This is a genomic window from Citrobacter sp. Cpo221 (genome assembly GCF_030332345.1).
Classification (GTDB): Bacteria; Pseudomonadota; Gammaproteobacteria; order Enterobacterales; family Enterobacteriaceae; genus Citrobacter; species Citrobacter portucalensis.
Map to the genome: position 1 here is coordinate 1 of NZ_JAOWIA010000054.1, position 11,124 is coordinate 11,124.

The 11,124-nt window shown below is 52.7% G+C and carries 17 protein-coding genes and 1 pseudogene; 15 read left to right on the forward strand and 3 right to left on the reverse strand.

Annotated elements, in window-relative coordinates; genetic code table 11:
* The 5 genes and pseudogenes from OGY72_RS13690 to OGY72_RS13710 all read left to right on the forward strand — a co-directional run.
* A pseudogene (locus tag OGY72_RS13690) lies at nt 1–435 on the forward strand (hypothetical protein); the annotation flags it as partial.
* 83 nt (nt 436–518) lie between these two features.
* On the forward strand, nt 519–980 hold the full coding sequence (locus OGY72_RS13695) for a hypothetical protein (RefSeq protein ID WP_191027955.1): 462 nt from the start codon (nt 519–521) through the stop codon (nt 978–980).
* A gap of 87 nt (nt 981–1,067) precedes the next feature.
* Nucleotides 1,068–1,214: a succinate dehydrogenase flavoprotein subunit gene (locus OGY72_RS13700; RefSeq protein ID WP_104652329.1), complete on the forward strand. Its 147-nt coding sequence runs from the start codon at nt 1,068–1,070 to the stop codon at nt 1,212–1,214.
* A 39-nt stretch (nt 1,215–1,253) separates the two neighbouring features.
* Nucleotides 1,254–2,048, forward strand: a complete 795-nt coding sequence (locus tag OGY72_RS13705; RefSeq protein ID WP_104652328.1) for an N-6 DNA methylase — start codon at nt 1,254–1,256, stop codon at nt 2,046–2,048.
* Between the two features lie 42 nt (nt 2,049–2,090).
* On the forward strand, nt 2,091–2,429 hold the full coding sequence (locus OGY72_RS13710) for a hypothetical protein (RefSeq protein WP_104652327.1): 339 nt from the start codon (nt 2,091–2,093) through the stop codon (nt 2,427–2,429).
* A 7-nt stretch (nt 2,430–2,436) separates the two neighbouring features.
* On the opposite strand, the gene OGY72_RS13715 is transcribed toward OGY72_RS13710, so the two are convergent.
* Nucleotides 2,437–2,601 carry a hypothetical protein gene (locus OGY72_RS13715; RefSeq protein ID WP_172452836.1) on the reverse strand — a complete coding sequence of 55 codons (165 nt, stop codon included), beginning with the start codon at nt 2,599–2,601 and terminating at the stop codon, nt 2,437–2,439.
* A 595-nt stretch (nt 2,602–3,196) separates the two neighbouring features.
* Here OGY72_RS13715 and OGY72_RS13720 point away from each other — a divergent pair.
* A complete protein-coding gene (locus tag OGY72_RS13720; protein ID WP_159137418.1) occupies nt 3,197–3,490 on the forward strand; it encodes a hypothetical protein in 294 nt (97 codons plus the stop codon).
* Between the two features lie 11 nt (nt 3,491–3,501).
* Nucleotides 3,502–4,323, forward strand: a complete 822-nt coding sequence (locus OGY72_RS13725) for a DUF932 domain-containing protein (RefSeq protein WP_413592988.1) — start codon at nt 3,502–3,504, stop codon at nt 4,321–4,323.
* 27 nt (nt 4,324–4,350) lie between these two features.
* Here OGY72_RS13725 and OGY72_RS13730 read toward each other — a convergent pair whose 3' ends face one another.
* Nucleotides 4,351–4,890 carry a lytic transglycosylase domain-containing protein gene (locus OGY72_RS13730; RefSeq protein WP_104652324.1) on the reverse strand — a complete coding sequence of 180 codons (540 nt, stop codon included), beginning with the start codon at nt 4,888–4,890 and terminating at the stop codon, nt 4,351–4,353.
* A 665-nt stretch (nt 4,891–5,555) separates the two neighbouring features.
* Between OGY72_RS13730 and OGY72_RS13735 the strand changes: the two genes are divergently transcribed.
* The gene (locus OGY72_RS13735) at nt 5,556–5,948 is read left to right on the forward strand and encodes a relaxosome protein TraM (protein ID WP_286547933.1); all 393 of its coding nucleotides are present in this window, start codon (nt 5,556–5,558) and stop codon (nt 5,946–5,948) included.
* A gap of 32 nt (nt 5,949–5,980) precedes the next feature.
* Here the strand turns inward: OGY72_RS13735 and OGY72_RS13740 are convergent, their stop codons facing one another.
* Nucleotides 5,981–6,622, reverse strand: coding sequence for an Arc family DNA-binding protein (locus OGY72_RS13740; RefSeq protein WP_191608558.1), 642 nt, complete (start codon nt 6,620–6,622; stop codon nt 5,981–5,983).
* A 196-nt stretch (nt 6,623–6,818) separates the two neighbouring features.
* Between OGY72_RS13740 and OGY72_RS13745 the strand changes: the two genes are divergently transcribed.
* Genes OGY72_RS13745 through OGY72_RS13775 form a run of 7 tightly spaced genes read left to right on the forward strand, consistent with a single transcriptional unit; the run spans nt 6,819 to nt 11,105 of the window.
* Nucleotides 6,819–7,172, forward strand: coding sequence for a type IV conjugative transfer system pilin TraA (locus OGY72_RS13745; protein ID WP_104652443.1), 354 nt, complete (start codon nt 6,819–6,821; stop codon nt 7,170–7,172).
* Nucleotides 7,173–7,174: 2 nt separating this feature from the next.
* Nucleotides 7,175–7,477, forward strand: a complete 303-nt coding sequence (gene traL / locus OGY72_RS13750; protein ID WP_008324958.1) for a type IV conjugative transfer system protein TraL — start codon at nt 7,175–7,177, stop codon at nt 7,475–7,477.
* 5 nt (nt 7,478–7,482) lie between these two features.
* A complete protein-coding gene (locus tag OGY72_RS13755) occupies nt 7,483–8,067 on the forward strand; it encodes a TraE/TraK family type IV conjugative transfer system protein (protein WP_117343944.1) in 585 nt (194 codons plus the stop codon).
* A gap of 11 nt (nt 8,068–8,078) precedes the next feature.
* Nucleotides 8,079–8,819 carry a type-F conjugative transfer system secretin TraK gene (gene traK / locus OGY72_RS13760; protein WP_117343945.1) on the forward strand — a complete coding sequence of 247 codons (741 nt, stop codon included), beginning with the start codon at nt 8,079–8,081 and terminating at the stop codon, nt 8,817–8,819.
* Nucleotides 8,816–10,213 (forward strand): F-type conjugal transfer pilus assembly protein TraB, encoded by a 1,398-nt coding sequence (traB, locus tag OGY72_RS13765; RefSeq protein ID WP_191608557.1) that lies wholly within the window; start codon nt 8,816–8,818, stop codon nt 10,211–10,213. The genes traK and traB overlap by 4 nt, the downstream gene beginning before the upstream one ends.
* A gap of 8 nt (nt 10,214–10,221) precedes the next feature.
* Entirely contained in the window at nt 10,222–10,704 is a 483-nt protein-coding gene (locus OGY72_RS13770) for a hypothetical protein (protein ID WP_117343947.1), read from the forward strand.
* A complete protein-coding gene (locus OGY72_RS13775) occupies nt 10,701–11,105 on the forward strand; it encodes a hypothetical protein (RefSeq protein ID WP_191608555.1) in 405 nt (134 codons plus the stop codon). Before OGY72_RS13770 ends, OGY72_RS13775 begins: the two co-directional genes overlap by 4 nt.
* The last annotated feature ends 19 nt before the right edge of the window (nt 11,106–11,124 follow it).

The following is an 11,124-nucleotide window of genomic DNA, read 5'->3' on the forward strand; positions in this document are numbered from 1 at the left end:
CACCAGGGAGATGGACAACCATCACCACAGGAGAAAACCAGGATGCACACACGAAACGTCAACGTCAACACCGCCGCTCAAGAATCTTCCAGGAAGATGGGGGAAAACACCGTTAAAGCCGTGACCCTGCCGGACAATTTGCCGCCGATGCCGGGACTGGCGTTACGCATTAAGTGGGGTATGGCGCGGGTGATGCTGGCCATCGATAAGGCAAAGGCAGAGTGCGAGATGGGAGACGCTCAGATCGAGGCACAGTTCGAGGGCTACCACGATTTCAGGGCAGGCGAGACCGCACCCCCGCACATGATCACCGACGTGCCTGAACTGGTCAGCGCATGGGAAGAGGGCTGGCGTACGGCGGCAGATTTTGCTGAGACAGCGGCCTGTCCCGAATGCCAGAACGACAGCGGCGACCCCTGCTCGATCCACAGTTAATCAGTCCGGCAGCACCGCTGCCGGGATAAAGGGCCATGTACCGGGTTACATGGCAGAACAGACAATATTCAGGAGTTAAACAGATGAACGTTACTACCCCGACCACAGCCCCAATGGCCTTTTATGTTCCGTCCCATAACACCGTGTATGCCTGGGCAAAACAGCAGGACGGCGAATGGGTGACCGAGTACGGCGCCAGGTCGCTGGAAACCGTGCGCAGCATGTACCCGGATGCCGAGCTGATGCCTTTTGCACAGGTGCAAATCATGCAGAACATCGGCTATCGCCGTGAGTGGACGAAAATCACGCAGGCCCGTTACGTCGATCAGCTGGAATCGCTGCCGCCGATGGACTGGTGCCGTGGCTATGGCGGGGAATCGTTCAAGTCAATGGAGTTCACGGGCGGGGACGTGACCGCGATTTTTGTGCGTTATGGGGAGCGTTTCTTTGAATGCCGTGACCTGCACACCCTGACGCACAGGGGGCTGATCGGGGAGGTGATTAACCGTTTTTGCCTGGATGAACCCCTGATCTCCGCGCATTAAAAAAGCAGGGTTGCCCCTGCTTTCTCAACGCCGGGTAGCCGCAGCAACGGTGAACCGGCAATCACAACCAACGTAAGGAGTTTGATCATGAAATTTGACCCGCAAACTGTCGCACAGGCGGAGGCGTTTGTAAATGCCATTCGTGCCGGTAAACGTGCCCACATGCCCGCGCTGCGCTTCGGCCAGTGGCAGGAGTTTATGACCACGGTTTACGCCGGTCTGGGTCTGGCATAACAGGAGACGGCCGCCCACGGGCGGCCGGTAAGGAAAACCATGTCACAACTTGATTTTGAATCCCTGTTTATGACCGAACCCGCCGCCGTACCGGTAACGGAGCCAGCCAGCCTGCCGCGCATGATCAGTCCGGAGGAAGCACGCAGGCAGTTTATCAGCGTGTTCCGTCATACCGCGCCGGATATGCGTCGTCTGGAGGTGTTCCGGGACTTCATCTCACTGGCCGCCCGCGAGCTGGATATGGCCCGTATCCGCACGCCGGAGAACGTCGAAGAAAGCCGCCGTATCTGCGACCGCTACAAACCCGGCGATCTCAGCGACTTTAAACAGCTGTTTTGTCTGATGGTCACGGCGCTTGAGGGCAAATTTCAGGATTTTCTGGGCTCCCTGCTGATGGAGCTGGAGCTGGGCGCGGCTGAAATGGCGCAGTTTTTCACCCCGTATGATCTCCAGCTGATGATGGCAAAAATGCTGTCACAGGATATGCCTGATGTTGTGGCGCGTCAGGGCTGGGTGACTTTAGACGAGCCCGCCTGCGGCGGGGCAGGAATGGTTATTGCCTGGGCGCAGTGCATGCTTGAGGCAGGTCTGAACCCTTCAGAACAGCTTTACTCTCGCTGTACCGATATCGATCCGATGGTGGCGGATATTGCTTTTGTCCAGCTGAGCCTCCTCGGCATTCCGGCAGAGGTGATCACCGGCAATACGCTGACTCTCCAGGTGAATTGCGTGCGCTATACCCCCGTGTATTACCTGAACAACTGGGCTGATCGGCTCGCGTTCCGTAGCCGCATCGATGCAATGCGTAAGTTTATGGCCAGAGCGGCCGCCTGAACATAAGAGAGGGCAGGCGCGGCCTGCCCGGAGGAGAAGAGGATGAACGATAACGAGCTGAATACGGTTCCGGCCACCGTGCTGAAGGTAATGGCGGCGCAGGTCGACAGGGCAGGGGGGCCGGTGCCGATCCGCAGCAATGACGATCGCGCCGCGCTGGCAGCGGTGGCGCTCTGGCAGTTTGCGCGCCTGACCGGGCTCGATGATGACGGCGAGTCACTGGACACGGTGCTGACGGATTTTCTGGGCGACATGCTGCACCTGTGTGAGCAGTGCGGGACGAGCGGAGCAGGTGAGGCGCGTTTCAACGCAGCGCTGCGGATAGCAAAAATGCACTTTGAACAGGAAAGCGGCGAAGATGACGGGGATATCAGCTGGTAAGCACTGATTAAAATACAGGCAAATTAACGGGGGAGGCACGGGACGTGCTTCCCCTTTGTTTATCCACAGCTTTCAGGCCGTTCAGTGCAACGTGCCAGTGGATAACGGGCGAAAAGATAAGCCCCTGCGGGGCAAAACCAGCAGATGCGCCTTCGGCGGCCGCGCTGCTCATCCGCTGCCCTCCACTCGCTTCTGGTGTTTTTACGTCATCACCGGATCCTTTGTCCTGCTGGCCTGTACTGTGCTGTTGCTGAATACTGACTGCAAAATCACAAAGGGCAGGGCAATGGCCCCCTTCGGCTCCTGACCCGCTGCGCGGTCCAGTCGTCGAGCCCCACTCCGCCAGGGCCGCTGCTGCGCACCGGCCGGTCTCCGCCGAATCCCTTCGGGGTTCGTGCTTCGCTAGGGTCTGATGGCGAAGGTCAACCCCCCGGCTCACAGCGACCGTGCCGGTCGCGTCGCCTCCACCGCGCCGGCTGATGCCGTCGCTTTAATGCCGCCACGCCGTTCCGACGTGTCGGGTGCGTGCATCCTGTTCCCCCGGTGAGGCCATCACCCTGTGTGTCCTCCCGCGCAGGGCTGGTCGTAGCACCGTCGGGTCGTCATCCAAGGGGTGAAATGAACTCCGCCAAAACTTTTTGCGAAGTTCCGCAAAAACTTTCCGCCGCCGCCCCTTTCCTTCCGCCCTTCGCCGTTGCTCCTTTGCCCTTTGCCGCGAGAGAACTCACCAGGGAGATGGACAACCATCACCACAGGAGAAAACCAGGATGCACACACGAAACGTCAACGTCAAAACCGCCGCTCAAGAATCTTCCGGAAGATGTGATTCAACCCTTTCCGTTGCCCAGTTTACCGAGCTGTTTTGCTGGGTACTGGCAGCAACCGAAGGCGAACCGCAGCCAGCCGTTTTCACGCCGCCAGCATGCGGCCTTGAAATGATCATGCTGAATAAATACAGCGATGAATATGTTTCTATCTGGATTGTGGACAGCTGGCCGGTCGCTATTGCACTGCCAATGGAAAATTTCTTCCGTGTTTTAACTTCAGTCAATTCTAATTAAAGGAGAATATTATGATCAGCTTTGCAAACCGTTACCGCGCACCAACCTCAATTCGCCAGAACCGCCCGCTGATGAATGACGAATTACAGCGCATCGTGCCGAGTGCATTCTCTTCTGAGAAACATGAATCACGCTCGGAGCGTTATACCTATATCCCAACCATTGAAATTCTGGATCGCCTGCGGGAAGAGGGATTCCAGCCTTATTATGCCACGCAGTCACGAACCCGCGACGTTGAAAAACGTGAGTTCACCAAACACTTATTACGCCTGCGCCGCCACGATCAAATCGCGGGTAAAGAAGTTCCCGAAATTATTCTGCTGAACAGCCATGACGGCTCCAGCAGTTACAAAATGATCCCGGGCATGTTCCGTCAGATTTGCACAAATGGTCTGGTTGCCTGGAAAAATTTTGGCGAGATTAAAGTCCCGCATAAAGGCGATATTGTGGGGCAGGTTATTGAGGGCGCTTATACTGTGCTGGAAACCTTCGACACAGTCGCGGGGAATATTGACCTTATGAAAGGTATCCAGCTGTCGGAGCCGGAACAGCGTCTGTTAAGCGCCGCTGCGCTGGAGTACAAATATGACGGCGGTCATTCCCCTGTCACGCCTGACCAGTTATTACAGCCCCGTCGCTGGGAAGATAAGAGCCCGGATTTATGGACCACGTTTAACCGTATTCAGGAAAACGTGATAAAGGGCGGGATTTCCGGTAAGACAGCAAAAGGTGGGCGAACCAGAACGCGGGAAGTCACCGGCATTGATGGTGATATTAAACTGAATCAGGCGTTATGGAAAATGGCTGAAGAGTTTGCAAAGCTGAAGGCCTGAAAATAAGCCGCTCTGATGAGCGGCTTTTTATTGCGTCAATTTCGAAGGCGAATCTGTCTGTACCACTGAACCGCTTACCATCTCTCCCGAACCTGCAGAACGCTGAGCCATGATATCTTTTCTGGCCAGTAACACCCGGTATATATTCCTGATGTCCCGCGCATACGCACGACGGCGCTCGATCATCCTTTTGTTCGGTCCCGTATTATACATTCCCACGCTGTCCCAGTTTCTTCCGTAAGACTGGAAGTTGTGCGCCAGAACCCACGCACCTGTATACACGCAAATACATGGATCATTTAAAAGCCGTTCCCGGCTGATATTAAAGTTTTTAAGTTTCCCGTAATGGGAGCTGTTCACCTGCATACCGCAGACATCCTCTGTGCCGTTGCTATTCGATCCATTGATCGCGTCTGGTTTCAGTCTGCTTTCTTTAATCGAAATTGACATCAGCAGCAGCGGGTCAATCTGATAATCCTTTCCGGCCTGGTCAAAGCACATCTGCGGAGCTGCGCCCGCAGACAATGACATAACCAGCAGAACTGAGGGAATCAACGATATTTTCATTTTTATGCCATTTAGCGAAATATAAGCCGCTTTGGAAGGTGCTCTAAAAAATACCCCGGCAGATCACTGGAATCAAGATAATTCCCTACAAACGCGCGGAAGCGCTCAAAATCACGTGTTTACCAACCGCCATGAATAAAGATAACCAAACCGGAGCAGGTATATCAGAGCCGCTCTTTACTAACCTCTAAAAACACCACACCCCACGCAAGATTTCATCTTGCAGTTTTTCTCTTTGAATTCAGTGAAATAACTTATGCCATTATGCGGAAAGTTGGAATATGTGGGAAAAAGGTGTGTGGATTACCACACCTTGCAGTGCCTGATTACCACACCTTGCAGTGCCTGATTGCCACACCTTGCAGTGCCTGATTAGGCACTGTAAAGTGTGGGGATTGTGTGTATCCTGATAATAGAGTAGGTTAGTGATATGCAGTGCCTAATCCACACACCTGATGGTGCCTGATGCACACACATCACAGTGCCTAATCCACACACCTGATGGTGCCGGATGCACACACATCACAGTGCCGGATTAACACACACATTTAAGTCAGAACAGGCTTTATATGAACGCATTCTTCAGGTTGAGGGTGAATTAACTCACATGAAAAATGGTCGACAGTGCCGTATCCGGCACTGCATGAAAAAATCAGGGAAATATTATGCCGCGCAAGAACATATACTTCAAAGATAAAATCGACAGGGAAATACAGGATATACTGGATATTGAACTTCAGAAGGGCGCAACCACCTCTGAAATGAACTATTCTTCAATAGTCAATGAACTTGTCCGGCTTGGTCTTATGGTTTATAAATCCAAAGAAGAGGGGTCAACCTTCGACCTTGATGGATTCCGCCGCGACCTGATAAAGAAAGTATCAGGCTCCCGGGAAGGTATTATGATTCTGACTGCACTGGTCTCTGAAATCTATGTTAACTTCAAGGGGCAACAGGCGGGAGTTTCACTTGATGACCTGATAAACAATAACATCAGCGCCATTAATGTTGCTGAAGACGCAGCAGAGAAACAGCACTTCATTATCGATGATAAATAGCACGAGAGACCGGACGACCCGGCCTCCGTCGATCACTGCGCGCCATCCTCATCCCACGGAAGCGCGCTTTTTTCTGCCTCATTAATTTTTTCTTTTAAGTAACTCTCAAATTCCATGCACAGCACTTTCAGGGCTTGAGCATCCTCATTCTGTTCAAGTACCCGCCCTGTAAAATATTTCAGTGTACTCATCAACCTCGTCAGCATTTCATCATTCAGACTGCGCCTGTGAACCCTGGCCATTGTGCGAATCTCTTCGGCAAGATTCCCCGGAATACGCATACTATATCCTGTTGTCTTACCCGGAAGTAATATTCGCTCACCCTCACGCCACACCCAAAGATGCTCCGCAGGGGGACTATCCCTTTTATTTACCTCCCCGCAACGTGTATCCACATCAAGCAGGTTATGCAGCCAGTCTTCAAACTTCACCGCCAGAGAAATCAGTCTCTCACCTTCCGCCGTTTTAATAACAGGAATATCCGGCTGATAATTCAGAGACAATAACAGGCGTGCAATAATTTCGTCATTAACACTTCTCTTTCCTGCTCTGGCACATACTCTCAGCTCCATCAGTAAATTATCCGGCGCCCGCAGTCGCCACTCAACAGCCTCACCCGGGCGGAACTTACGCGGCCTTCCCCGGCCACCCCACATTTTCTCTTTTACTTTCATTGCTATAGATCTCGCATTCAACACTCCAACAACCTGAATGACCAAGCCTACTCACTTATATATTCAGAAAAATCCTAAATATTTTAAATAATGTGACATGTGTCACAGTTTTTTTTTTTTAGAGTCATGGGACAATATCGCGTGCGTAAACAAGCACTTACGTACACTCATTTTGTTTACATCCGGAGAAACAAGCATGTCCACAAACGGTAATGCCCTTAATGTCATGAAGGGATGGGCGGTAGCGTCTTTATTTCGTAAAGCTCGCGAAAACCGACAGTTAAAAAAATTTATTAAAAACGGAGGGTTGATTTTAATTTCACTTATGGTCGCACACCCGGCTCTGGCCAGCGGAACTGATTTACTTGCATCACAAAACACAACCGTTAACTCAACCTTCGGTTCTGGCTCTTCCATTGTAAAATGGTTTTATATTGCCGAAATTATCATGGGCCTGTTTATTTACATCAAAGTACGCTCGCCGATGGTCTTTGTCGGTATTGTTATGTGTATCATTTTCACCCGCGTCGCTTTCAGTATTGCGAGCTGACCATGAACGGGGAAGAGGATAAATACTACTTCCCGGAAACACTCAATCAGCAGGAACGCTATTTCGGTCTCCCTCTCGATGAACTGTTAATTGTCGCACCTTTAATTATCCTGGGTGTGCTGAACAATATGTCACTGGAGCTTTCTGTTATCGCGGGCCTGCTGTGGGCAACCATCAGATATCTGAAAAAAGGTCAGGGGTCATTCTGGCTGCTGAATTTCTGCTACTGGCATCTTCCCTCTTTTTTATTCAGGGTGACCTTCAGGCAGATACCTGATTCAAGTTTCCGGCACTGGAGAGCGTAATTACCATGAAGCTTAAAATTAAAGGTGAACGCGATAAACAACTCAGTTATGCGTTTATTGCGCTGGCCTCATTGCTTCTGCTGAGTGGGGTGGGAAATGTGCTGACCGGCTCTCTGGCGTGGCATTTTGCCACCACACAGAAAACTGTCACCACGCCCATGTCTTTTAATCAACCCTTCACCTCAGATGCTTCCGGCGCAGATGCCACCGGTATGACCATGTTCGCCTCTGCCTTTATATACTGGCGACTGAATGTCAGCCCGGAGAACGTCGACAATAACCAGAAAATGCTGCTCGGTTTCGTCCCCTCCGCCGAACGGGATGAACTGAAAAAAGCGCTGGATATTGAAGCTGAACGCATCAAAAAAGGGGGGATAACCACCCGCTTTGATACGAAAGAAATCCGCGTCATGGATGCGCCTGGTGTGGTCGAATTCAGCGGTACGCTGAAATCCTCCACAACAAACGGCGCCATCACCATTCCGCTTAAAGACCTGGAAAAAACATACCGACTGAAAATCCGTTACATCGACGGGCTGGTCACACTTCACCAGTTCGAAGAACTCCAGCCGGTCACCACCACTAACTGACAGGACTGCCCATGAAAAACGCAATTTCACCGGCAGCTGCTGCTGTGTTACTGGCAACGGGACTTTTTACCAGCGGCCTTCTGGCCGCTTCCGCTCCCGCAGCCATTCCGTTTGAGAACGACGCCGCCTTTAATGTCACGCTCAGCAACACCAACCCGACCAAAGTTGTTGTTAACGGAGAACTTATCACCAGCATCAGCGGCCCATCCGGTGCCTATGACCAGAGCCAGACCGATGACGGCGCCCTTATTCTGTCGCCCCTTGTCGGCCAGAACTTCACTGTCTTTATCCAGACCGACCACGGGTCTTCCCTGAGCCTGAACGTCCGGCCTCAGCCCGGAAACGGAAAAACACTGCGCTTTACCCCGATGTCACCGCCACTGCGCAGGAATGACGATGCAAAAGCCTGGGAAGAGGGACAGAGCTACGAAAAAACGCTGGTCTCTCTGTCCCGTGCCATCGTTAACGGCCAGGTGCCTGATGACTATCAGGAATACCCGGTCAGCCGCATGACGGCATACCACCCGGGCGCAACCGTTCGCCTGACGCCGGAACGTCAGTTCGTGGGCAACCATCTGCGCATTGTGCGTTTTCGGATGAGCAATCCCGGCAATATCACACAGAGTCTGCGAGAGCGTGATTTCTGGCAGAAAGGGGTCCGCGCCGTCATGCTCTCACAGCATCAGCTTTATGCGGGCGGAGAAGGATATGCCTGGATTGTGTTTTCAGATGACGGAGAACCACGTTCATGAGTCTGAATGAAAACCTGAAAACCCGCCGCAAACAGATTGCCATCCTGGCGGCAGTAATTGCCTCCGGGGCCGCGATGGCCGGTGGCGTTGCCTGGTACGGGCATTATCAGGAACAGCAAAAAGCGCCTCCGCCAGCTGCTGTGCCGAATATGACCGGTGTGGTGACTGCCACGTTTAATGAACAGGTGAACGATGCCGCCCTGGCACAACAGCAGGCCAAAACGTCAGCGCTGGAGCAGAATTTCGCCACACTGTCACAACAGTTTGAACAGAACAAACTCGACACGAACGAGAAAATGGCCCGGAAGGACGCTGAAATTCAGCGCCTGACTGAGCAACTTAACCAGCGACCTGCCGGCAGTAACCCGCAGACACCACCTGCAGACCAGAACGGAACACCGCTCCCGGGTCCCGTTGCCGCCGGCCAGTCCCGCCCCGCAGAATACTCCGTGACCCCGACAGGAGCGCCCCCCGCCAGTGGTGCAGTCAATATGGGACAGGGCGCAGCGTTCTATCCGGGGGGCTCCGGACAACGTATGACCGGAGGTCTTACCACCTCAAAATTTACCTACGAGAACCTTAAAAAGAAAACCACGAAACTGCCGTGGATACCTTCGGGGTCGTTCTCTGACGCCATTATGATTGAAGGGGCTGACGCCAACGCCAGCGTCACCGGTCAGCAGAATACCCGCCCCGTGACTATCCGGTTGCTGGGAAATATCCAGATGCCCAATAACAAGGAATACAGTGCTGATGGCTGTTTCGTTGTGGGGGAAATCTGGGGGGATATTTCCAGTGAGCGCGGTGAGGTCCGGACCCGGTCTATCAGTTGCGTGCTGAAGAACGGCAAACATATCGATATGGAGTTTGACGGACACGTCAGCTACCAGGGCAAAGGGGGCATCAGAGGGAAGCCGGTTATGCGTAACGGTATGATTGTCGGTTATGCCGGTGCCGCCGGGTTGCTCTCCGGTTTTGGTGAGGGGATTAAATCGGCCGCCACGCCGTCGGTCGGCCTCGGGGCCACTGCCGATATCGGTGCCGGTGATGTGTTTAAACAGGGGCTGGGTGGCGGTGCGAGTAAAGCCGCTGACACCCTGAGCCAGTACTGGATAAAACGTGCTGAACAGTATCATCCGATTATTGATATCGGGGCCGGGAACCGCGTCACTGTGGTGTTCCAGAAAGGCTTCCGTCTTGAAACGCTGGAAGATGCTGAGGACGCGAAGGCGAAAGAAGAGCTGCAGAAAGCCGGTAACGCCGCACAGGGTTCTGTGACTCCGCAGCCTGTCAACCAGACCGCCACGCACAGCACCACATCGGTGGGCAACATCAACCCGGATGACGTTCTGCGCCAGGCCAGCCAGCTGCGGCTCGGTGACACAATAAACTGAGGTGGAAGATGGATACAAACCGAAGACTGCTGAACGATATTCGGGTGGACCTGCATATGTGGCAGGCTAACCATTATCCCCCACATCAACAGTGGGTTTACACCTTTTCATTGATATTCGCTTTCGCGAACGGCGGGGTATGGATGTATCTGGACATCACCTGGTGGCTTCAGTGTACAGCCAGCTTTGGGGGAATAATCTTATTTCTGTGCTTATTCAAGCGGCTTTTCGACAGTAAACCCCGGACATGGCCTGATGCTCTGGACAGGAAACTGGCCCGGTATAAACCGCTTAACCCTGTGGCATGGCGGGAGTTACAGGCCTCGGTTGTGGAGAACCGGGTACTTACACGTGAAGCTGTGGAACGCTGGTATGAAAAGGAAAAAGCAACTCAGGTGGAAAGGCTGTCTGGTAAATCATCCGTAACGGGTCGCTTTCAGTTCCTTCATAACCATCCCGACAGCAACCCCGGCAAGGAGAGGAACCAGTGACGTTAAATTCCGAATCCTCCTGCATCATGAAATGTGCTTCTGACCTTCGCCATGTGTTCATTCCTTTTATGGTCTACAGCACTGAACTGACTGTCTGGGCGGTACTGATACGTAAAGGGGTGGTGACGTATGAGTGGAGTAGCTGGCGTGTTGGTCTGCTTGTTGCGCTGTTCCTTCTTTTCTGTACAGCAGCCGTTACTTTCGGGGAACGAATCGAAGGGATTATTTTCACATCCCTGGGGGTTATAGCGCCCTGGCTGATACTGCTTTGCCTTTCTTTGATTTGGGCGTTTATTGATATGAGCATGGCGCGTATGAATGTCGACCTCTTTCTGGCTGGCACTATTTTAAGCGCAGTGGCCCAGGCTGTTTTTATATTAGTCCTGCACCAGAAAAATTAAATCAACCTTATCCGCCCCC